General features: G+C 61.7%; 20 protein-coding genes, 1 tRNA gene and 2 pseudogenes. 2 read left to right on the plus strand and 21 right to left on the minus strand.

Annotated elements, in window-relative coordinates; genetic code table 11:
* A partial coding sequence (locus LB536_RS28620) for a TCP-1/cpn60 chaperonin family protein (protein WP_318013516.1) occupies window positions 1-179 on the minus strand: 179 nt, incomplete at its 3' end.
* Window positions 180-278: 99 nt separating this feature from the next.
* A pseudogene (locus LB536_RS28625) lies at window positions 279-374 on the minus strand (co-chaperone GroES); the annotation flags it as partial.
* Between the two features lie 339 nt (window positions 375-713).
* Between LB536_RS28625 and LB536_RS28630 the strand changes: the two are divergent.
* Window positions 714-908, plus strand: a complete 195-nt coding sequence (locus LB536_RS28630) for a hypothetical protein (RefSeq protein ID WP_318013514.1) — start codon at window positions 714-716, stop codon at window positions 906-908.
* Window positions 909-931: 23 nt separating this feature from the next.
* On the opposite strand, the gene LB536_RS28635 is transcribed toward LB536_RS28630, so the two are convergent.
* The 8 genes and pseudogenes from LB536_RS28635 to LB536_RS28670 form a co-directional block, all read right to left on the minus strand.
* On the minus strand, window positions 932-1,444 hold the full coding sequence (locus LB536_RS28635) for an Hsp20/alpha crystallin family protein (RefSeq protein ID WP_224598433.1): 513 nt from the start codon (window positions 1,442-1,444) through the stop codon (window positions 932-934).
* 88 nt (window positions 1,445-1,532) lie between these two features.
* Window positions 1,533-2,009, minus strand: coding sequence for an Hsp20 family protein (locus tag LB536_RS28640; RefSeq protein WP_224598435.1), 477 nt, complete (start codon window positions 2,007-2,009; stop codon window positions 1,533-1,535).
* A 294-nt stretch (window positions 2,010-2,303) separates the two neighbouring features.
* Complete coding sequence (locus LB536_RS28645) at window positions 2,304-2,588, minus strand: DUF982 domain-containing protein (RefSeq protein ID WP_140761833.1); 285 nt, start codon at window positions 2,586-2,588, stop codon at window positions 2,304-2,306.
* A gap of 20 nt (window positions 2,589-2,608) precedes the next feature.
* Window positions 2,609-3,067 (minus strand): DUF982 domain-containing protein, encoded by a 459-nt coding sequence (locus tag LB536_RS28650; RefSeq protein ID WP_318013515.1) that lies wholly within the window; start codon window positions 3,065-3,067, stop codon window positions 2,609-2,611.
* 367 nt (window positions 3,068-3,434) lie between these two features.
* A pseudogene (locus tag LB536_RS28655) lies at window positions 3,435-3,585 on the minus strand (NADH-quinone oxidoreductase subunit D); the annotation flags it as partial.
* Between the two features lie 213 nt (window positions 3,586-3,798).
* Complete coding sequence (locus LB536_RS28660; RefSeq protein WP_140758015.1) at window positions 3,799-4,914, minus strand: Fic family protein; 1,116 nt, start codon at window positions 4,912-4,914, stop codon at window positions 3,799-3,801.
* 766 nt (window positions 4,915-5,680) lie between these two features.
* Entirely contained in the window at window positions 5,681-7,039 is a 1,359-nt protein-coding gene (locus LB536_RS28665) for a DUF6538 domain-containing protein (RefSeq protein WP_224598439.1), read from the minus strand.
* Between the two features lie 136 nt (window positions 7,040-7,175).
* Window positions 7,176-7,260, minus strand: a tRNA-Leu gene (locus tag LB536_RS28670).
* A gap of 234 nt (window positions 7,261-7,494) precedes the next feature.
* Between LB536_RS28670 and lipB the strand changes: the two genes are divergently transcribed.
* Entirely contained in the window at window positions 7,495-8,238 is a 744-nt protein-coding gene (gene lipB, locus LB536_RS28675; protein WP_224598442.1) for a lipoyl(octanoyl) transferase LipB, read from the plus strand.
* Window positions 8,239-8,245: 7 nt separating this feature from the next.
* Here lipB and LB536_RS28680 read toward each other — a convergent pair whose 3' ends face one another.
* From LB536_RS28680 to nuoL, 11 genes are all read right to left on the minus strand, one after another.
* On the minus strand, window positions 8,246-9,496 hold the full coding sequence (locus LB536_RS28680) for a site-2 protease family protein (protein WP_224598446.1): 1,251 nt from the start codon (window positions 9,494-9,496) through the stop codon (window positions 8,246-8,248).
* Between the two features lie 644 nt (window positions 9,497-10,140).
* Window positions 10,141-10,821 (minus strand): ABC transporter ATP-binding protein, encoded by a 681-nt coding sequence (locus LB536_RS28685; RefSeq protein WP_135915676.1) that lies wholly within the window; start codon window positions 10,819-10,821, stop codon window positions 10,141-10,143.
* Complete coding sequence (locus LB536_RS28690; RefSeq protein WP_224598448.1) at window positions 10,821-12,107, minus strand: lipoprotein-releasing ABC transporter permease subunit; 1,287 nt, start codon at window positions 12,105-12,107, stop codon at window positions 10,821-10,823. Before LB536_RS28690 ends, LB536_RS28685 begins: the two co-directional genes overlap by 1 nt.
* Window positions 12,104-13,432, minus strand: coding sequence for a proline--tRNA ligase (gene proS / locus LB536_RS28695; protein WP_140812713.1), 1,329 nt, complete (start codon window positions 13,430-13,432; stop codon window positions 12,104-12,106). Before proS ends, LB536_RS28690 begins: the two co-directional genes overlap by 4 nt.
* A 616-nt stretch (window positions 13,433-14,048) precedes the next feature.
* Window positions 14,049-14,333 (minus strand): DUF1467 family protein, encoded by a 285-nt coding sequence (locus LB536_RS28700; protein ID WP_224598450.1) that lies wholly within the window; start codon window positions 14,331-14,333, stop codon window positions 14,049-14,051.
* Window positions 14,330-14,734 (minus strand): methylmalonyl-CoA epimerase, encoded by a 405-nt coding sequence (gene mce / locus LB536_RS28705; protein WP_208702194.1) that lies wholly within the window; start codon window positions 14,732-14,734, stop codon window positions 14,330-14,332. Before mce ends, LB536_RS28700 begins: the two co-directional genes overlap by 4 nt.
* A 376-nt stretch (window positions 14,735-15,110) precedes the next feature.
* Window positions 15,111-16,781, minus strand: a complete 1,671-nt coding sequence (locus tag LB536_RS28710; protein WP_224598451.1) for a ribonuclease J — start codon at window positions 16,779-16,781, stop codon at window positions 15,111-15,113.
* Between the two features lie 94 nt (window positions 16,782-16,875).
* Entirely contained in the window at window positions 16,876-17,697 is an 822-nt protein-coding gene (locus tag LB536_RS28715; RefSeq protein WP_224598453.1) for a biotin--[acetyl-CoA-carboxylase] ligase, read from the minus strand.
* Between the two features lie 4 nt (window positions 17,698-17,701).
* The gene (gene nuoN, locus LB536_RS28720) at window positions 17,702-19,138 is read right to left on the minus strand and encodes an NADH-quinone oxidoreductase subunit NuoN (protein ID WP_140758025.1); all 1,437 of its coding nucleotides are present in this window, start codon (window positions 19,136-19,138) and stop codon (window positions 17,702-17,704) included.
* A 19-nt stretch (window positions 19,139-19,157) separates the two neighbouring features.
* Complete coding sequence (locus LB536_RS28725; protein ID WP_224598455.1) at window positions 19,158-20,663, minus strand: NADH-quinone oxidoreductase subunit M; 1,506 nt, start codon at window positions 20,661-20,663, stop codon at window positions 19,158-19,160.
* Window positions 20,663-22,636, minus strand: a complete 1,974-nt coding sequence (gene nuoL, locus LB536_RS28730) for an NADH-quinone oxidoreductase subunit L (RefSeq protein WP_224598457.1) — start codon at window positions 22,634-22,636, stop codon at window positions 20,663-20,665. The genes LB536_RS28725 and nuoL overlap by 1 nt, the downstream gene beginning before the upstream one ends.
* Window positions 22,637-22,644 lie beyond the last annotated feature (8 nt).

Raw genomic sequence — 22,644 nt, forward strand, 5'->3', positions numbered from 1 at the left:
CGCACCATCTGCGCGCCCATGTTCTCGAACTTGTCCTCGAGCTCGATCTCCTTGGCGACGGTGACGCCGTCCTTGGTGATGCGCGGGGAGCCGAACGACTTGTCGATAACGACCTTTCGGCCCTTGGGGCCGAGGGTGACCTTCACCGCGTCGGCGAGGATGTTGACGCCGCGCAGCATGCGCTCGCGGGCGTCGGAATGGAATTTGACTTCCTGGCAGCCATTGGATCACTCCTTGATTAGGCAGCTTTCATTGACTGGATTGGACTGGAGCCCCGGTCAGGCGGCCTTCTTCACCGTCGCGGTCTGATTGATCACGCCCATCACGTCGCTTTCCTTCATGATGAGCAGATCTTCGCCATTGAGCTTGATTTCTTCGTCGTGGTTCCAGATGACCAGAGACCATGTCGCTCTCCGGCAGCTCTGTACCGAGCCTCTTTCCGCTATCGACCGGTGCTGCGGCGGTACGGAGGCCGCCGCAGCGAATTCAAGCACCAGCTTCCAATGAGTGGTCTAGGCCGCCGATCTTCGGTCCCGTCTTCCAAGGCGGCGCCACGGGGACATCCTCGATCAGCCCGACTCTGCGAGCCCAAGTCGTAAAGATTTTGTGCGCCGCCTCGACAGACTTCCGGCCGTCGTAGGCCATCCGGCCATGACGGCGCCATCGGCGGCCTCGTGAGCCAGGGCCATCTCCCGGCCTAAACGCGGGCGGAAGTGCAACTGGGTGGATCCTTCTTCCGCGCCGATCTGCGTGAGTTCGAGGAGGTGCAGACGCGCTCGCTTACCCTGCGCTATCTGTTCGCGCGCTATGCCGACTGCCTGATGGCACAGGTCTTCAAGCCGGTCGCCTGCAACGCGGCCCATTCGATCGAGCAACGGACCGCTAAGGACGGTGCCGGCGGCGGCTAGGGCCAGCCGCCGGCATAATCGCCTCAGTGCTTGATCTCGATGCGCTTGGCCTGTGACTGCGCTTTCGCGGTCTTCGGCAGCATCACCGTCAGCACACCGTTCTTGAAGCGGGCGTCGATCTTATCCTCTTCGATCTCGTAACCGAGGGGGATACGGCGCTCGAATCGGCCGTAGTACCGCTCCGAGAACTGCCTGTTCTGGTCCTCCGATTGGGAACGCTTCTCGCCCTTCAGCGTCAGCACGCCGTCGTCGAGCAGGACCTCGATGTCCTTCTCATCCAGACCGGGTACCTCGGCGGTCACCTTCACCTCCTTCTCGCCGTCGGAAATCTCGACGCTCGGCCAGCCGCCGCCGCCGAAGGAAGAAGCCCTGCCAAAGGCCGGCAGGCTGGAATCGAAGCCACGGAACACGTCGTCGAACAGCCGGTTAACCTCACGATGCAAGGACAGGAACGGGTCGCGATCACTGTCGCGCAAGACGCTCGGAAGCTGGTCGCCATTGCCACGGCTCCAGGGAATAAGATCACGGACACTCATAGTTCATCTCCTTCTGTTCGTTCATGGGCTTTCCGGTGCGCCGGACACACCGTCCGGCGCCTTGTCCCGGTCGGGTCACCGGGCAGCGTCAGGCGGCCTGCTTGTTGGCCTCGATCTGCTTTGCCTCGGCTTTCGGCTTTGCCTTGGCGCTGCCGATCTCGATCCGGCGCGGCTTCATCTCTTCGGGAATCTCTCGCTTGAGATCGATCGTCAGAAGACCGTTGACCAGACTGGCGTTCACGACCGTGACATGATCGGCCAGTTCGAAACGCCTACGGAAGGCCCTCTCGGCAATGCCGTGATGCAGGTATTCGGCATTGTCCTCCGCCGCCTTCTGGCCGGACACCATGAGTATGTTCTGCTCCTGCGTGATGTCCAACTCATCCTGCGAGAAGCCGGCCACCGCCATGGTGATGCGGTAGTCGTCCTCGCCATTTTTGGCGATATCGTAGGGAGGCCAGTTGTCGACCGTCTCTACACGGCTCGCGGCCTCAAGCGCGTTCAACATTCGGTCGAAGCCAACGCCCGACCGGAACAGGGGGGTGAAGTCGAAAGTGTTTCTCATAGCCACATCCTCCTTTGAGCAACATGGGTATAAGGTTGCCGTCGGACGCTTTTTGCATCCGTTCGACATGCCGGTCCCGAGATGGGCCTCCGGCATCTTAGGATTTAGTTAGGCGATTTAGCCGTTCAAGGCTTGAAAGGCAGTCTGCTTAGTCCGCCCGGAAAGATCCTGGCTGGGATGCCAGGCGGATAGATATCGATCTCGAAGACTGTGCTGCGCCACGGATTGGAGCGCGCTTCGGCTGGCGATGCGGGGCGGCGGCCAAATGGCCGTCGCCCCGAGATCGATTGCTGATTAGACATGCAACGGTTTCTGTGTGGTTCTGACTGGCGGGATCATTCCGTCTTCTACCAAGATGTCCTTCTTCCTGGCGAACTGCACGAGAATACCGCGCGCGGTCTCTGCGTCGATGTCGCCGGCCAGCGCAGCTTTGCAGGCGCGGATCGCCGCCTTTTGCTCAGGACTGTTGCCACACCAATCCGTGACGAACTGGTATGCATCGACAACTGAGTTGAGCTGCCGCGGAAAACCAAGCCCGACCCAAACGCGAACGGGCTTTTCGAAAGGTTGGGAAAGCATCTTTTCCTCCCTCCGAACGGTCAGGCGGCAAAGCCGCCGGTCTGGCCCGTTTTCGCGCCGGCCATCCAAGGTATCGCCGTGGCGACATCCTCGAGGATTTTCACCGAACGGGCAAAGCCAGCGAACGCGTCGCGGGCGACTTTCAACGGCACACTGCCGTCGAAGGCCCGGCAGCACGCCCGCTTCGCAGTCTCGTAGATCACGCCACGCCGGTGCGAAGGCCATTCATCAAGGAAGTCGAAGGCATCCTCAAGGCAGGCTATTTCCTGAATGAGACCTTCCGCGGCTCTCACGAATACGGGGCTCTCGAATGTTTTCTCGCTCATAGAAACCTCCAATTCTTGAACGATTTCCGGTGGTTGATGATGGTCGTCCCAACAAGCGGCGACGACCTGCGAAAAAATATGTGAAGGTCGGCCTTCAGCGTCAAGACCGGATGGCAGCCCCGGGGGTTCTTCAGCTTCGACCGAACACAACATGGCCTGACAAGGCGCTTATGCCTCCCCATCGGCGGCAAATTCACCCCATCGGCGGCAAATTCAAAGGACGCTTCTGGCTGTGAGCGACGAACGTGCTTCCACCCCGACAAAGGGAGGAGCCTTGAAAGGCCCTTTCATTTCTGACAGCGGCATTACCTATGCGGACGATATGAAACTGCTGAAGCAGGTTTTTCGATCGCGTTTGCCGCGAGCATGGGTTCGCGGAGGGCAGTCCTGACGCTCAAGCGGTTTCGCAGGCAACGATGTCGCTGTTTTCGGCCGGGGGCCGGCACCGAGGAATTCATGCGGCGGCGGAATTCATAGCCGAAGGCGCCAGGTTCGGACATGCCATCCCGACCGATCGCAGCTATCGGTCGATTTCACCGAAGACGATGTCGAGCGTACCGATGATCGCTGAGACCTCGGCAGACATATCCCCGGCGTAGGTAGTCCATTGCCTGCAAGTGGGCGAAGGAAGGCGCGCGGATGGGGCAGCGGTAGGGGCCTATCGGTCCTTCTGGCGTAAATAGCCCCCACAAGCGAGCTTTCAGATATCAATGGATGTCTACCGGCTTGAGCCGTGACCTGACCGCGAGAATGGCAGCGCCATCTCTTTTCCTAGGCTTCCGATCGCGGGTAACCCATTTCACGACCTCCTGCTTGGTAGCCCGCCACTCACCAATATTGAGACCGGCTGTTTAACAGCCTGTCCCTTGGTTCGCTGATGGAATTCACGCACGATCGTCGCGAATATTCAGCGTGTAACGTGTGTGTCGGAGTTCACCAGCTCTTGTCAGCGCACCCTTGGCAACCAGATCCTGCAGGTCCCTTGTCGCCGTGGCGCGCGACGCCTGGGTGACGGCGATGTAATTCTCGGCGCTGAGACCACCCTTGAAGCCATCGATACCTTCACGGAACATTCGATCGATCACCTTCTCCTGGCGCTCGTTGAACTGACCCCGATGGCGCTCGTAGAACTTGGCCTTGGCGACGGAGAATTCGACACGAGCAAGCGTTACGCGCTGCGCTTCAAGGATCGTGTTGGCGAAGTAGAGCAGCCAGTCGGTAATCGCGTTGCTCTTGTTGCTGGCTTCCAGGCTGTCGTAGTAGGCCTTGCGATGACGCTCGATTGTATAGGCCAGCGTGATTAGGCTCGGCTCGCCCAGATTTTGCGCCAGCGCCTTTTCGCAAAGGGCACGCCCTATGCGGCCGTTGCCGTCTTCGAACGGATGGATGCTCTCAAAATAGAGATGCGCGATACCGGCGCGCGTCAGCGCGGGAAGCGGAGCCTTGCCTTTGGGCGCAGTATTGTTGAACCAGATGGTAAAAGCATCCATTTCGGCCTTCACGCGCGATGAGGGCGGCGCCTCGAAATGCACTTTGGGCTTGTCCAGCCGATTGGAGACGATCTGCATCGGATCGGCATGCTGGCGGTAATTGCCGATAGTCTCAATGCGCCGTTCGGCCGACATCACCATCTTGTGCCAGGCGTAGAGGGTGCGATGAGAAAGCGGTTCCGCAAAATGCAAGTACACATCGGCCATCATTTCGGAGACGCCTCGCTCCGCTGGCGGAATGCGTCTGTTTTCAGCTCCAAGCCCAAGTTGCTGGCGTAAGGACGATTGCAGGCTCTCGCGGTTGAGATATTCTCCTTCGATGGCGGATGTCTTCAAAGCCTCTTCGCTGATAAGCTCGATGCGGATCTGATCGCGATCCTCGGAACCGACGTGACGAAAGACGCCGAGGAACTCGCCCGATCGCAATAGGAACTCGCTTTCCAGCGGGTCCAATGCCATCTTGTCGTAGGTAAAATGCGGCCAGTCGGCCTGCTCCCAATTCCATGCCATGAGCTATAGAGCGCCTTTCTATAACTCATAATAGCGAACAATGTGAGCTATAGCAATCTTACCTATGCCTCAGCCGGCACCCAATAGATGGCCGTAAATACCCATATCTGGGCGCATCCGCCAAAGCCGGCCGGGCTCTCGTGAACCGAACTCAAGCGAATATCGCGCAATATGCCGCTCATCTTCGCGCCGCCCCCGTAAATTCGGCATCGACCGTGAAGAAACCATACCCTTTCGGACTTCCCAGCCCGTTCTTACGCCGCAGCATCCTTTTGTGTGATCGGTCAGATCGAAAACTTCCAACAAGCACCTTGCCGAAGCATCCTCCTGTCCGCGAGCAGGCCAGCGCCCGCACGTCAAATTTCGCGGACTGCACGATGCCCAAATTGGAAATAGATCATTCTCGAAACAGCGAGCCTACCGGAGCCGCAACAAACGAACGCCGCGGCCCTCGCCGTTGGAGAAACCGTGTTGAGAATGAGGGTCGCCTTGCCTCAGATGCCGCTCGGCCTGTCGACATCGGCTTTCAATCTCATACCAGTGACCAGGTGGAGGACTGCTGGGGAGATCGGAAACGCAGTGATGCAAAAGTCCTTTTTCTTCCACGGGTCGAAAAGGCCCTCGCCTATGTTGCCCATTTGATCGAGACACGGCCAGAAGGCGAAAGCTATTGGCCGATTTTCGAGCGCCTGGAGCACGAGCGAGAGCAATTGGCGTCCCGGGCAGATCGCCTGCGTGCTGCCAAGGGTCGGATTTAGTCGTCCGCCTATGCAAGGATCGCAGGATCGAAGGGTAGGACGATTTTCTTGAGCTGATCGCGCCGCCATTCCAACGAACCGCCGTCCCCGTATTGCGGCCGGTCATTGGCGTGTCCCATCAGCCGGCACCTCAAATCGTAATCCAGCCCCGCTTCCTGCATTCGCTTTTCGAAAGAATGGCGGATCGAATAGACACTGTGCTCCTCAGAGGGCAACAGCTTTGCCGATCTGAGGCCCTTCATGAGGGTTGCCGAAAGGTTGGTCTCTTTGTCACTGTAACGAGGGAATCCCTTTGGCGCGCGCTTCATGGCTTCGAGCGAGACACCAAGAAGCGGAATTTCGCGAATGCTCGACTCTGTCTTGATCAGGCGGTCCGGCTGAAACCGGATGGCGAGATGGGGGACCGGATGATTGAGCCTTATGTTCTCTGGTCTCAGATTGCAGATCTCGGAGGGCCGGCAGCCGGTCTCGATCAAGGCGAGGAAAATGAGCCGGGCATCATCGTTGAGACGGCCAAACGCGCCAGGCACAAGGAACTTGGTCTTTATCCACTCGGCTTCGAACGGAGGAACCACACGCCGGTCGCTTTTGCGGTTGCGAAACGACAGACCGTCAAAAGGGTTCCGGATATCGAGCGCGAGCCAGTTCACGTAGGTTTTGAACAGTTTCCGCATATTGCCGAAACTACGATTTGCGGTGTTTGAGGACATGCGCTTCCCGCCTTTGGAGCCTTTCACGCGGTCGAGCCAGAATTCGTAATACCTCTGGGCATCGGCCCGTGTGATCTCAAGAAGTGGCTTGTTGTCGACGACCGATATGAAGCTTTCCGCCGCATATCTCTTCACCTTTTTCCAGGACGCGAATTGGTATTCGCTCATGCCCCGCGCCTCGTCGGCGGCCATAGTGTTGAAATAATACTCCGTGGCTTCCCGGACGGTAAGCGCCGGCCTCTCATGCGCGCCAAGAAGTGCGGGCGCCTCTCGCCCGCCTGAGCCTTTCGCTTTTTCGACGCGTCGCAGGATCTCGTCCAGCGAACGGCTGGCGGCAAGGTTCGCGGATGACAGGTATTCGAAACCAAGGGCCAGGGCACGGGTTCTCGCGGCATTGTAAGCGGACACGACGGATTCGGCCTGATGTCCGTCGGCGAGTCCCGACCAATAGAGATCGTCGGCCTTCTCGAAGGCATCGCGCTTGATGCGGGCGACTTCGTGGGAGGAGGTTTTCAGTGAAACCTGGATTGTTCCGCGCGGATCGAAGCCCGCGACGTGGGCCGGGACACGTCGGACGTAATGCCATCTCGATGCGCGTTTTTTTAGATATCGATCAGGGTCTGGCGAGCTTGAAGAGGACGGTATTTTCTTGGCCATATCGAACACCCGGCATGATTGCCGATGATGTAACGTGCAGTGCAATTTGTAGTGCAAATCTGGCCAAACTGTCAATAAAAAAGGCGGCAAAGCCGCCTATTTTATTTTAAAATCAGCTACTTACCGATTTTGCCAATGGTGCGGTCGAGAAGACTCGAACTTCCACGGGTTGCCCCACAGCGACCTCAACGCTGCGCGTCTACCAATTCCGCCACGACCGCACGTGGTAGGAGCCGGAACCGACCGGCTCGCGGCGTGTAGCAAATCGTTTCCGGCGAAACAAGTGCGTCGCGAGCAATAATGTCAGGCAATTGGCATAACGTTCCACAGGATTGCAACGAGCATCCGGAACTGGACGTTTGCGCCCGATATCGCCATATGGAGGCCAAAGGCATGTCGCCCAAAAGTGCAAGGCGGTTTTGGGACCACGACATGCATAAGCAAAGCGACATGCCATGACAGAACGCAGCCAGATCGCCACGTCGTTCCTGCCCTTGCCCGGTTCGGCGCCGGTCGAATGGCTGGTCGAGCCCGGCCTTACCGCCTATCCTGATGCGCTGGCCTTCATGGAAGCGCGTGCGGACGCAATCCGCAGCGGAGCTGCCGGCGAAATGGTCTGGCTGGTCGAACATCCGCCGCTCTATACCGCAGGCACCAGCGCCCGCATCGAGGACCTGATCGAGCCTGACCGCTTTCCGGTCTTCGCGGCCGGACGCGGCGGCGAATACACCTATCACGGACCCGGCCAGCGGGTCGCCTATGTCATGCTCGACCTGAAGCGCCGGCGCGAGGACGTGCGCGCCTTCGTCGCGGCGCTCGAACAATGGATCATCGGTACGCTCGCCGCCTTCAACGTGCGCGGCGAGCGCCGCGAGGACCGGGTCGGCGTCTGGGTGGTGCGGCCCGATCGCCCTGCTTTGCCGGACGGCTCATTGGGCGAGGACAAGATCGCGGCAATCGGCATCCGGCTGCGTCGCTGGGTGAGCTTCCACGGCATCGCCATCAATGTCGAGCCGGACCTCGCCCATTTCGGCGGCATTGTTCCTTGCGGTGTCTCGGGCCACGGCGTCACCAGCCTCGTCGACCTCGGCCTTCCCCTGACGATGGCCGACCTTGATCTCGCGCTGAAATCCGCGTTCGAGGATGTGTTCGGTCCTGCCGAGGCCTTGCCCGCCGAAGCGGCCCGCAAGACCGGCTGACGGTGCTTCAGATCAGTTGCCCTGACGCCCACAACACGCCGCAGCCATGGATGGCGAACACCGCCAGCAAGGCCCCTGCGATCACGAAACGGTCGCCGGTGCCGATCGGCTCCAGTTCGTGACGTGGCTTCACCCCGCTGCCGACGGTGAGCAGGCTGAGGATCGAAAAGACCGCACCGGCCGCGAGCAGGAAGCCGGAGGAAAAACCAGCCCGCCAGCCGAGCGCCAGAAAGGCCGAAAGCAGCGAGAAGGACGCCAGCGCCAGGACGACCGGCCCCGGGCAGATCTGGCGCAGCACCTGGCCGCCGTCGAATTTCCACACCGGCACCAGATTGGCGATGTTGAACAGGGCCACGCAGCCTGCAAGCGCCGCCAGCAGCGCGGCTGCGGCCTTGTGACCCTCGTTGCCGGCAAGCACGCTGGCGGCAATGACGATCGGCACCAGGAAGGCGGAGAACCCCGCCCCCATCAACGCCACGAAGGCCACTTCGAAACGGCTGTTATAGGGCCGGCCGCCAATGGCGATGCCGCCAAGCAGCGGGATGAAGATCATCCGCGCCCTGCGATGGCCCGTCAGCCGGAACGCAGCCATGTGGCCGAGTTCGTGCAGCGCCACCACCGACGTCAGGATCGCGGCCAACGCCAGCCCGCCGAGATGAAGGCCGAAAAACGGCCACAGCATCAATGCCGACAGCACTGCAAAGCCGACTTGGCTCAGCGGATGCTCGAACCAGCCGCCCTTGCGGTACTGCCCGGTCCTTGCCCAACGCTGCAGCTTGGAGAGCTCGCGGCGCATGGCGAAGTAACGGAACACCAGAAAGGCGACGCCGCGATACCGGTCGGTCCGGCTGAGCGTCACGCGTGTGCCGCTGCCCTGCGAAACCAGTTCGGCGGTCTCGCCATAGTCCTTCCAGAACGAGCCATCGAGCGCGGTGTCCTCGATCACCCGCATCGAGAAGCGGCTGCCCTCGACAACATCTTCGAACCGCGCCCTGCGCTCGATCGGCTTGCCGTCGCGGCCTTCCCACGACAGCATGATGCGAGCCACGCCCTCCTCGTCCAGCGGCTGCGCCGACAGGATCTCGCCGGACCAGCCGGCATCGCTGCCAAGCGGCCACAGCGCCTGCCACAGGCGCTGCCGGTCCATTGCCACGATGCGGCTGGACCGGACCGTGCGCAAACCAAGCGGCACGGTCATCAAGAGAAAGATCAGCCCGAGATTGCTGGCCACGAGAATGGCCGTGACGATGGGCGACACTGGACGTTGCTCCTGCCTGGAGGCGCACCCTAACGTCGCGGCGGCAAGAAAAGCTTAACGGCGGAGCGGCTATGGCCATCGGGAACAGCGATGGCGGATGCCGCCAGCTCACATGGCTCCGATCCAGATCGCCATGGAAACAAGAAACGCGCTCATGCAAACCAGCGAGATGACATCCTGAACCAGATCGGTCATAACTCTCTCCTGTTGTGGATATGTTTCCAATTTGTTCTAATTTTGTTCCAATGTCAATCGCTAGGAGATATGGCGACAGGCGGGGAATTTTGCACGGTTAGCGAAAGGTTAATCGCTCGCCTGAGGCCCGGTTGAAAGCGCGGCGGCGTAGGCTTCCAGTCCTGGAGGATCAGGATTAGCGCGCGCTTGTATTAAAGTTTGGCCGAGACGATAGTTCTTGGGCTGAGGTACTGCTGAGCGATGAATATGGGGAAATACGGAGGCGCAAATCAAGGTGACCGCTGACGAAAGCGCATGCGACAGGGCCGCCGGCGACTCCTCTCTCGTAATTTTGTAGTTTGGCTGCTCATTCTGGCGACAAGCGCGATATCGTCCACGCTGATCGCAATGAACGCTCACTGGCGATTCTAAGCCATCTCCGCACGGTACACCCCGGGCGAAACCATTCCTTAGAGCGGCACCACCTTGCCGTCGGCGAGCGTGACACGCCGGTCCATGCGCGATGCCAGCTCATGGTTATGCGTGGCGATCAGCGCGGCGAGTCCCGACTGCCGCACCAGCGCCTCCAGCGCCTCGAACACATAAGAGGCGGTGACCGGGTCGAGGTTGCCGGTCGGCTCGTCGGCGAGTAGCACCAGCGGCGCATTGGCAACCGCACGCGCAATGGCGACTCGCTGCTGCTCGCCGCCGGACAGCTCGGATGGCCGGTGCGACGCCCGCTTGCCGATCTGCATGTAATCGAGCAGTTGCGCGGCGCGCTCGCCCGCTTCCTTGCGCGGCAGCCCCTTGATGAGCTGCGGCATCATGATGTTCTCCAGCGCCGAAAACTCCGGCAGCAAATGATGGAACTGGTAGACGAAGCCGACATCGTTGCGGCGGATCGAGGTGCGCTCGTCGTCTGACAGCCGGCCGCAGGCGCGTCCGGACAGGATCACGTCTCCGGCGTCCGGCCGTTCCAGCAGCCCGGCCGTGTGCAGCAGCGTCGACTTGCCGGTGCCCGACGGCGCCACCAGCGCCACCATCTCGCCGCGCCTTAGCGAGAAGTCGGCGCCGTTCAGGATGGTGAGCTTGCGCGGCCCCTGGACATAGTGCCGCTCGACGCTCTTCAGCTCGATAATGACCTCGGCCACTACTCGTACCTCAAGGCTTCGACCGGATCGAGGCGGGCCGCCCGCCACGCTGGAAACACCGTTGCCAGGAAGGACAGCGCCAGCGCCATGATGATGACATAGGTCGTCTCGCGCGGATCCATCTTCGCCGGCAACTGGCTGAGGAAATACAGCTCCGGATTGAACAGCACCTTGCCGGTCATCCAGGAGAAGAATTGGCGGATCGATTCGATGTTGGTGCAGATCACCACGCCGAGCAGCACGCCGGCGAGCGTGCCCGTCACGCCGATCGCCGCTCCCGTCATCAGGAAGATGCGCAGGATGGCGCCGCGCGAGGCGCCCATGGTGCGCAGGATGGCGATGTCATGCCCCTTGTCCTTCACCAGCATGATCAGTCCGGAAATGATGTTGAGCGCCGCCACCAGCACGATCAGCGTCAGGATCATGAACATCACGTTGCGCTCGACCTGCAGGGCAGAAAAGAAGGTCTCGTTGCGCTGGCGCCAGTCGACGAGGTCGATGGGGCGTTGTGCCGCCTCTTCCACCTTGGGTTTCAGCGCGTCGACATCATCGGGATTGTCGACATAGATTTCGATCGTCTGCGCCCGGCCGTCCATGTTGAAATAGAGCTGCGCCTCGGAGAACGGCATGTAGACGATGGAGCTGTCATATTCCGACATGCCGACTTCGAAGATCGCGGCGATCTTGTAGCCCTTCATGCGCGGCGTGGTACCGAGCGGCGTCACATCCCCGTCCGGCGAGATCAGGGTGATGGTGTCGCCGAGCGCCAAGCCGAGATTCTCGGCCATGCGCTTGCCGATGGCGACGCCGTCGCCCGTATCGAAGCCTTCGAGCGAACCCTGTTTGATGTTTTTGGCCACGATGGCGATCTTGCCAAGGTCTTCACCCCTGATACCGCGCACCAGCGCGCCGGTGCCGCCGCCGACATTGCCTTGCGCCAGCACCTGGCCATCGATCAGCGGAATGGCGTATTTGACCCCGGGCACGCCGTTGATGCGGCTGGCGACCTGGGCATAGTCCTCGAGCGGCGAATCGAGCGGCTGCACGATCAGATGGCCGTTGACGCCGAGGATGCGTGTCAGAAGCTCGGCGCGGAACCCGTTCATGACGGCCATGACGACGATCAGCGTGGCGACGCCCAGCATGATGCCGAGAAAGGAGATCGAGGCGATCACCGAGATCACCGTCTCCTTGCGCCGCGAGCGCAAATAGCGCCACGCAACCATGCGTTCGAAGATTGAGAACGGGCCGGCGCCCGCCGATCTCGCTGCCGCCGCCTCGCTCATGCGGGGGCACCGAAGCGTTTTTTCGCGTCGGCGATCGGCAGCGTCACGCGCTCGCCGCTCTTGCGATTCTTGATCTCGATCTCGCCGGCGGCCACGCCGCGCGGTCCGACGATCACTTGCCAGGGCAGGCCGATCAGGTCGGCGGTGGCGAACTTGCCGCCCGGCCGCTGGTCCGTATCGTCGTAGAGCACATCCTTGCCGGCGGCGGTGAAGGCAGCGTTGAGCTCGTCGCAGACGCGATCGCACTCGGCGTCGCCCGCCTTCATGTTGATCAGGCAGATATCGAACGGCGCCACCGCGTCCGGCCAGATGATGCCGTTCTCGTCGTGGCTCGCCTCGATGATCGCCGCGACCAGCCGCGACGGGCCGATGCCGTATGAGCCGCCCGAGGCGAAATGATCCTTGCCGTCGGGGCCCGTCACCTTGGCGCCCATCGGCTTGGAGTATTTCTCGCCGAAGTGGAAGATATGGCCGACCTCGATGCCGCGCGCCGACACCTGGTCGCCTGTCGGGACCTTCTCCCAGGCCGCCTCGTCATGCATCTCGTCGGTGGCGGCGTAGGGCGTCGTCCACGTCTTGACGATGTCTGCTATCTCGCCGTCATTGGCGAAGTCGGTTTCCGCTCCGGGCACGGCAAGCGACAGATAATCGCGATGGCAGAAGACCTGGCTTTCGCCGGTATCGGCCAGGATGATGAATTCGTGGCTGAGATCGCCGCCGATCGGCCCGGTGTCGGCCCGCATCGGGATTGCCTGCAGGCCCATGCGGGTGAACGTCCTGAGATAGGACACGAACATCCTGTTGTAGGCGGCTCGCGCGCCCTCGAAGTCGAGATCGAAGGAATAGGCATCCTTCATCAGGAATTCGCGCGAACGCATCACGCCGAAGCGCGGCCGCACCTCGTCACGGAACTTCCACTGAATATGGTAGAGGTTGAGCGGCAGGTCCTTGTAGGACTTGACGTAGGCGCGAAAAATCTCGGTGACCATTTCCTCGTTGGTCGGTCCGTAGAGCATGTCGCGGTCCTGACGGTCCTTGATGCGCAGCATCTCCTTGCCGTAGTCGTTGTAACGGCCGCTCTCGCGCCAAAGATCGGCCGACTGGATGGTCGGCATCAGGATCTCCAGCGCGCCGGCGCGGTTCTGTTCCTCGCGGATGATCTTGCAGACCTTGTCCAGCACCCGCTTGCCCAACGGCAGCCAGGAAAAACTGCCCTGCCCCTGCTGGCGGATCATGCCGGCGCGCAGCATCAACCGATGCGAGACGATTTCGGCCTCGCGCGGATTTTCTTTGAGGATAGGCAGGAAATAGCGCGACAAACGCATGGACTGGTCCGTGAATGAGAATGGCCACGCCAGAATCGGCAGGGCGCAGGCTTGCTTGCCCCGGCTTCATAGCGATTTCATGACGGAATGGAAACCCGGCCATCCCACCACATCAGCCCCTCCCGCCCCGGAATCCCGCGCTTCCGGATCAGTCCGCGCCGACAATGGAACGCACCGAACCTCTTCGGATTGAGCCGCCAATTCTTTGCGCGCGTCAATCGCGAACATGCCGCAAAGGCTGTCTCGACATTGCCTGGTCGTTTCAAAAGCAAAGCCTGCCGCACTATTGTGCAGTGCAGCACGAGAATGCCCGTTTCAAGGCAAAATTCTTCGTGACATTTTCATTTCCGTTAGGCTAATGTGCCCTGATAACCGAGAGGGCAGAAACAAATCTGCCTTCCTACGCGGTCAAAGTCTTGGGAGGATGCGATCTAGGCGCGGTTACTCGCTGCCGCCGGATACCGGAAACAGATCGGACGCGTTTAATTGCAAGGCCTTGTGCCTTGCATTTTTTTTGTGCAATCATCTGGTTAGCGCCGCGAATTGCCAGGCTACATGACCTTGCGTCAGCAGCCCATGGCCGCCGGGCGGGGCCTCATCTCAATCCCAGGACTTTCTATTTCGTTGGGGTCTGGCCGAAATCCGGCACGATGTGCGGGATGTCGTTGAGGCTGTATCCCAGCCCGTGCGTCAAACCGTAGAAAATGCTCATCAGGATCGCCGTCGCGATGCTGGTGCGGATCACGGCACGCAACATATGCGGCCCGCGCGGCGCGCTCGGAACCGTGCCCAGCGTCACGTCGTGGTCGTCGTCCTGCGTCTTGACGCTGAACGGCAGAACGGCAAACAGCACCACCCACCAGGTCGCGAAAAACAGGGCGGTGAACGAGACCCAGTTCATGATTGCTCCAGTTCGATCAGCGTACCGAAGAAATCCTTCGGATGCAGGAACAACACCGGCTTGCCGTGCGCACCGATCTTGGGATTGCCGTCGCCAAGCACGCGGGCGCCGGCGGCCTTGAGCTGGTCGCGCGCGGCCAGGATGTCGTCGACCTCGTAGCAGAGATGATGCATGCCGCCCGACGGGTTCTTCGCCAGGAATGCCGCGATCGGCGAGCCCTCGCCAAGCGGCTCCAGCAATTCGATCTTGGTGTTGCCGACATTGACGAACACCACGGTGACACCATGCTCCGGCAAAGCCTGCGGCTCGGTCACTTCGGCGCCGAGCGTGTTGCGGTAAGCTGCAATGGCGGCGGCCAAGTCCGGCACCGCGAGCGCGACATGGTTCAGCCGTCCGAGCATGTCCGAGCTTTTTCTCCCAGGTCCAACATTGGCGTCATACGTCAAATCAACCGAGACCGACAGTCATTCAGGAGGCGCGCACTGTCGCACCTGTTCCACCGGTATCAGCGAAGCACAAAGGGAATGTCCGGAATCAGGCCTGCCCGCGCCAGCGTTTTCATCTTCGATCTCGGGTCGTTCAAAGTGCCGCCCTGCTCGACGCCGTCGATATCAGAGACAGGCTTGCATCGGCCTTCGCGGCCGGACAGCCGCCGGCGCCCTCTGCTGGTCACCGGCCATCACATGCCATTTTCCAGGCCTGGCTACATCGAATTGGCGAAGCGTTCTTTTCGCTGGCTTCCCGTCGGCTGCCAGCTGAATGTCCAGCCATTGCCCGTCACCTGGTGACGAACACCGTCACCAGCGGTTTCTTGCCCCAGGCTTCGTTGGCCGCGCCGCGCACCGCGCGCCGCACCGCCTCCTGCACGAGGTCGAGGTCCTTGCGGCGCTGACGGGGGATCGATTCGACCGCGCCGACGGCCGCATCGATCATCAGATCCTCGAGCGTCTCGCCACGGCCATCGGCCTCGGCGACGCCGATTGCGACCAGATCGGGATCGCCGGCCAGTTCATACTTCTCGTCGAGCACGACATTGACCGCGACATGGCCGGCAAAGGACAATTTGCGCCGGTCGCGAATACCCATCGCCTGGTCGGTGCCGATCAGGTTGCCGTCCTTGTAGACACGGCCGAACGGCACCTGGTCGATGATGGTGGCCGGACCTGGCGCGAGCCGCAGCATGTCGCCGTCGCGCACCTGCGCCACCTGGCCGATGCCCGACGTCGACATCAGCGAACCCTGCGCCACCAGATGCGCGGCCTCGCCATGCACGGGAACGCCGATCTGCGGACGCACCCATTCATACATCTTGCGCAGTTCACTGCGCCGGGGATGGCCGGAGACGTGTACCAGCGCATCGCCGTCCTCGATGATCTTGATGCCGAGATCGATCAGGCGGTTCTTGATTTCGAGGATCGCCTTCTCGTTGCCGGGAATGGTGCGCGAGGAAAACACCACCGTGTCGCCCGCCGTCAGCGACACCGATTTCATCTCGTCGCGCGACAGCTTCGCCAGCGCCGCCAGCGGCTCGCCCTGGCTGCCGGTGCAGATGATGACCAGGTTCTCGCGCGGGATGAATCCGAAATCCTCCTCGGCGATGAACTCCGGCAGCCCGTCCATATAGCCAAGCTCGTCAGCCACATCGATGACGCGCTTCAGCGAGCGGCCGAGCACCAGGCACTGGCGGCTGGCATCGCGCGCCGCCCTGGCGATCGAGACGATGCGTCCGACATTGGAGGAGAAGGTGGTGACGGCGACGCGACCCTTGGCGGCCTGGATGACGCCTTTCAGGCCCTCACCCACGGCCACTTCCGAAGGCGACTCGCCTTCGCGCAGCGCATTGGTCGAATCGCAGATCAGCGCCAGCACGCCCTTGTCGCCATAGGCGCGGAATCGCGCCTCGTCGGTCTTGGGTCCGATCGTCGGTTCTGGATCGATCTTCCAGTCGCCGGTATGGATGACGGTACCGGCCGGCGAGGTGATCGCCAGCGACATCGGTTCGGGAATGGAGTGCGCCACCGGAATGGCTTCGATCTCGAAGGGACCGACAGTGAACTTTTCGCCCGCCCGGTAGATCGTCAGCGGGATCTTCGGCGCACCCTGCTCGCCCTGCCGCTTGGCTTCCAGCAGCCCGGCGCTGAACGGCGTCATCCAGACCGGTGCCTTCAGCTTCGGCCAGGTGTCGAGCAACGCGCCGTAGTGGTCCTCATGCGCGTGGGTGATGATGATGCCGCGCAAATTGGCGAGGTTCTCCTCGATGAAGCGCGTGTCGGGCAGGATCAGGTCGACGCCCGGATGCGCCGCGTCGGGAAAGGTGACGCCGACATCGATGACGATCCACTCGCGCGCACTCGGCGGGCCGTAGCCGTAGAGGGCGAAGTTCATGCCGATCTCGCCGACGCCGCCGAGCGGCACGAAGACGAGTTCGGCGTTGTCCGCTTTCGCCATGATTTTTCCCTTCCTGGCCCTCAGGCCAAGCCGTTAATGCAATTCCAGAAAAAGTGTCTAACGGTTTTCAGTCCGGAATTGCTCAAAAACAAAACTATACCCGCGCGGACGCAACCGCGCCGAAATGCACATCGCCGGCGGCGACCGTCAGAACAGACCCCTCATCGTCGCGGATCACGAAACGGCAGTCCTCGTCAATGGTCTCGAAGACGCCACGCACCACATTACCGTCAATTCTGACAGCAACCTCGCCGCCAAGGCCCGCTGCGCGGGCAAGCCAACGCTTCCTGATGGCGGCAAGGCCACGTCCTTCGTCCCAAAGGCGGGCATTCTCGCTCCAGGCATCCGACAGCGCCAGAAACAGCGTTTCGGCATCGCAAGCCGCGCCCAACGCATGAAGCGATGTCGCGGGATACGGCAAATCCCGCGGGTGCGCCACCACGTTGACGCCGATGCCGACCGCCACTGCGAAGCGGCCACCGTCAAGCATCGCCGATTCCAGGAGGATGCCGGCGAGCTTGGCCCCGGAGGCGAGCACGTCGTTCGGCCATTTCAGCTCGAAGCGGTTCTGTCCCTGGCTCGCGCCGTCGAGGCCTATCGCGATGCGGCCCTTCGGCACCACCGCGTCGAGTGCGTCGGCCAACGCCAGCCCGGCGACGAAACCGAGCGTCGCGGCAAGTCGAAGTTCGCCGCCGGTGATGAGGAGCAGCGTCGCCGCCAGATTGCCTTCCGGCGTTGCCCAGGCACGGCCACGCCGGCCGCGCCCGCTCTCCTGCCTCTTGGAAACGACCCAGAGCTTGCCCGGGTCGCCCGCCCGGGCATGGTCCAGCGCCAGCGCGTTGGTGGAGCCGACACTGTCATGCGCCTCGAGCCGGAACCCTTCCGACGCCGAGGTTGGAGCCAGCCGAAATGCCATCCCGTCAGAAAAATGTCTTGGCGGCGGCTTCGGCATAGGTGCCGATCGGCCCGCCGATCAGCACATAGAACAGCACGAAGGCGCCACTGACGCCGAGCACGACACGCAATTCGCTGGCCATCGGCACGAAGCCGCCGACCGGCTCATCGAACCACATGATCTTGATGATGCGCAGATAGTAGTAGGCGCCCACCACCGAGGCCAGCACGCCGATGATCGCCAGCGCATAGAGATTGGCGTTGATGGCGGCGAGGAAGACGTACCATTTTCCCCAGAAGCCGGCGAGCGGCGGAATGCCGGCCAGCGAGAACATCAGGACGGTCAGGATCGTCGCCATCACCGGGTTGGTCGACGACAGGCCGGCGAGATCGCTGATCTGCTCGACATTGCCTTCCTTGCGCCGCATGGCGAGGATGAAGGCGAAGGTGCCAAGCGTCATCACCAGGTAGATCAGCATGTAGATGGCGACGCCGCGCACGCCGGCCTGGCTGTTGGCGGCAAGGCCCACCAGCGCATAGCCCATATGACCGATCGAGGAATAGGCCATCAGCCGCTTGATGTTGGTCTGACCGATGGCGGCGAAGGCGCCAAGCGCCATGGAGGCGATCGAGATGAAGACGATGATCTGCTGCCAGTCGGAAGCGATCGGCTTGAACGCGCCCATGGTGACGCGCACGATCAGCGCCATCGCCGCCATTTTCGGTGCCGCCGCCAGGAAGGCCGTCACCGGCGTCGGCGCGCCTTCATAGACGTCGGGCGTCCACATGTGAAACGGCACGGCCGAGATCTTGAAGGCAAGACCGGCCAGCACGAAGACCAGGCCGACGACGAGGCCGAGCTGGCGCTCGCCGCCGCCAAGCGCCGTGGCGATCTCGTGGAAGCCCAAGTTGCCGGTGTAACCATAGACCAGGCTGATGCCGTAGAGCAGCATGCCCGAAGACAGCGCACCGAGGACGAAATATTTCAGGCCGGCCTCGGTCGAACGCAGATTGTCTCGATTGATCGCCGCCAGCACATAGATCGCCAGCGACTGCAGTTCGAGGCCGAGATAGAGCCCGATCATGCCGTTGGCCGAGATCATCAGCATCATGCCGAGCGTGCAAAGCAGGATCAGCACCGGATATTCGAACTTGTCGAAACGCTCCACCTTGGCAAAGCGCATCGACATGACGAGCGTCACCGCCGAGCCGACCAGCGCCAGCACCTTCATGAAGCGGGCAAAGGAATCCTGGATGAAGGCGTTGCCATAGGCGCTGCCCTGCCCTGCGTGGAAGATCAGCCAGGCGCCTGCGATCACCAGCACGGCGACGGCAAGGCCGGTCACCGTGTTGGCGGTGTTGGAACGCGAATAGGCCCCGACCATCAGCAGCGCGAGCGCGCCGATGGCAAGGATCAGCTCGGGCGTCGAGAGCGACAGGCTGGAGAGAAGGTCCGGCGTCATGGTTCGCAAAACCCCTGGGTCAGTTCGCCGCCGCGGTCTGCGCGGCGCCGATGGATGCGGTGACATTGGTGACGAGCGACTTGACCGACTGGGCCGTCGCGTCGAAGACGGGTGCGGGATAGACGCCGAAGAAGATGACCAGCACGACCAGGGGATAGATGATCGCCTTCTCGCGGGTCGACAGATCGAGTAGCCCCTTCAGGCTGTCCTTGGTCAGCGCGCCGAAGATCACCCGGCGATAGAGCCAAAGCGCGTAGGCGGCCGACAGGATGACGCCGGTAGCGGCGAAGAACGCCACCCAGGTGTTGACGCGGAACACGCCGAGCATGGTCAGGAACTCGCCGACGAAGCCTGACGTGCCAGGCAGGCCGACATTGGCCATGGTGAAGATCATGAACGCGGTGGCGTATTTCGGCATGTTGTTGACGAGGCCGCCATAGGCCGCGATCTCACGGGTATGCATGCGGTCATAGATGACGCCGACGCACAGGAACAGCGCGCCCGAGACCAGGCCGTGGCTGAGCATCTGGAAGATCGCGCCCTGCACGCCTTCCTGGTTCATGGCGAAGATGCCCATGGTGACGAAGCCCATATGGGCGACCGACGAATAGGCGATCAGCTTCTTCATGTCCTCCTGCATCAGCGCCACCAGCGAGGTGTAGATGATGGCGACGACCGACAGCGTGAACACCAGCGGCGCGAACATCTCGGACGCCAGCGGGAACATCGGCAGGGAGAAGCGCAGGAAGCCGTACCCGCCCATTTTCAAGAGGATGGCGGCCAGGATGACCGAGCCGGCCGTCGGCGCCTCGACGTGAGCGTCCGGCAGCCAGGTGTGCACCGGCCACATCGGCATCTTCACCGCGAAGGAGGCGAAGAAGGCTAGCCACAGCCATGTCTGCATGTTGGCCGGGAAGCTGTGCGTCAAAAGCGTCGGGATGTCGGTGGTGCCGGACTGGAAGAACATCGCCATGACGGCGAGCAGCATCAGCACCGAGCCGGCCAGCGTATAGAGGAAGAACTTGAACGAGGCGTAGACGCGCCGCTTGCCGCCCCACACGCCGATGATGATGAACATCGGGATCAGGCCGGCTTCGAAGAAGACGTAGAACAGCACGATGTCCAGCGCGCAGAACACGCCGATCATCAGCGTCTCGAGCAGCAGGAAGGCGATCATGTACGCCTTGACGCGCTTCTCGATCGCTTCCCACGACGCCAGGATGCAAAGCGGCATCAGGAAGGTCGTCAGGATGACGAACAGCATGGAAATGCCGTCGACGCCCATATGGTAGGAAATGCCGGAATCGAGCCAGGCGGCCTTTTCGACGAACTGGAAGCCGGCCTGCGAATTGTCGAAGCCGGTCCAGATCAACAGCGACACCAGGAAGGTGAACGCCGTGGTTATGAACGCAATGGCGCGGATGTTGCGGCGCGCGTTTTCGCTGTCATCGTTGATGAACAGGATCAGCAGCACACCAACCAACGGCAGGAAGGTGACCAGCGAGAGGATTGGCCAGGCGGTCATCAGAGCATCATCCAGGTGACGAGTGCGGCAACGCCGATCAGCATGGCGAAGGCATAGTGGTAGAGATAGCCGGTCTGCAGCTTGACGACGCGGTTGGTGACATCGACGACGCGCGCCGAAATACCGTCCGGCCCAAGACCATCGATGATGGTCCCGTCGCCGGTCTTCCACAGGAAGGAACCGAGACGCTTGGCCGGACGCACGAACAGGAAGTCGTAGAGCTCGTCGAAATACCACTTGTTGAGCAGGAAGGCGTAGAGCCCGCGATGCTGGGCAGCGAGATTCCTCGGCATTTCCGGCGAACGGATGTAGAACTGCCAGGCCAGCGCCAAGCCGATCAGCATGGCGACGAAGGGCGAGAGTTCGACCCACAGCGGCAATTCGTGGATCTCGTGCAGGATGTGATTGTCCGCCAGCGTGAACAGCGACGCCTTCCAGAACTCGGCATAGCCTTCGCCGATGAAGGCGCCGTGGAAGATGATGCCGGCAAACAGCGCACCCGCCGCCAGGATGAACAGCGGCACCAGCATCACCGGCGGCGATTCATGGACGTGATGCATCACCTCGTGGCTCGCCCGCGGCTCGCCATGGAAGGTCATGAAGATCAGCCGCCAGGAATAGAAAGAGGTGAAGCCGGCGGCGATGACCAGAGCCACGAAGGCCAGGACCGCGACGGAATTGTGCCCGACAAAGGCGGTTTCGATGATGGCGTCCTTGGAGAAGAAGCCGGCGGTGCCGATGACGGTCACCGGAATGCCAACGCCGGTCAGCGCCAGAGTGCCGATCACCATCATCCAGTAGGTGGTCGGGATCAGCTTCCTCAAACCGCCCATCTTGCGCATGTCCTGCTCGTCGGAGACGGCATGGATGACCGAGCCAGAGCCGAGGAACAGCAGCGCCTTGAAGAAAGCGTGTGTGAACAGGTGGAAGATCGCCGCGCCATAAGCGCCGACGCCGAGCGCCACGAACATGTAGCCGAGCTGCGAGCAGGTCGAATAGGCGATGACGCGTTTGATGTCGTTCTGGACGAGGCCGACGGTCGCCGCGAAGAAGGCGGTGAAGGCGCCGATGAAGGTCACCACCGTCAGCGCCGAATGCGATAATTCGAACAGCGGCGACAGCCGTGCCAGCATGAACACGCCCGCCGTCACCATCGTGGCGGCATGGATGAGCGCCGACACCGGGGTCGGGCCTTCCATGGCGTCCGGCAGCCAGGTGTGCAGCGGCACCTGCGCCGACTTGCCCATGGCGCCCATGAACAGCAGCAGGCAGACGACGGTCATCGCCGCCTGCTTGTCGAGCGCATGGCCGAGGAAGGTGAGCACGGCCGCACCCTGCGGCGCGCCTTCGGCAGGAATGAACGTCGCTGCATTGGCGAAGATCGTGCCGAGATTGACCGAGCCGAACAGCACGAAGACGCCGAAAATGCCGAGCGCGAAGCCGAAATCGCCGACGCGGTTGACGACGAAGGCCTTGATGGCGGCGGCATTGGCCGACGGCTTCTTGTACCAGAAGCCGATCAGCAGGTAGGACGCGAGGCCCACCCCTTCCCAGCCGAAGAACATCTGCACGAGATTGTCTGCCGTCACCAGCATCAGCATGGCGAAGGTGAACAGCGACAGATAGGCGAAGAAGCGCGGCCGGTTCGGATCGTGGTGCATGTAGCCGATCGAATAGATGTGAACCAGCGCCGACACGGTGTTGACCACCACCAGCATCACCACCGTCAGCGTGTCGATCCTGAGTGCCCAGGAGGCGTCCAGGCCGCCGGACTGGATCCAGTGCAGCACCGGCACGGTGAACACCTCGCCATGGCCGAAGCCGACGGAGAAGAAGGCGATCCATGACAGCACAGCCGCGATCACCAGGAAGCCGGAGGTGATGTATTCGGATGCCTTGGCACCGAGCGACGTGCCGAACAGGCCGACGATCAGGAAGCCGAGCAGTGGAAGGAAGACGATGGCCTGATACATGGTGGTTC

Origin of the sequence: Mesorhizobium sp. ES1-3, assembly GCF_020164795.1 — a bacterium.
In the GTDB taxonomy this organism is placed as follows: Bacteria; Pseudomonadota; Alphaproteobacteria; order Rhizobiales; family Rhizobiaceae; genus Mesorhizobium.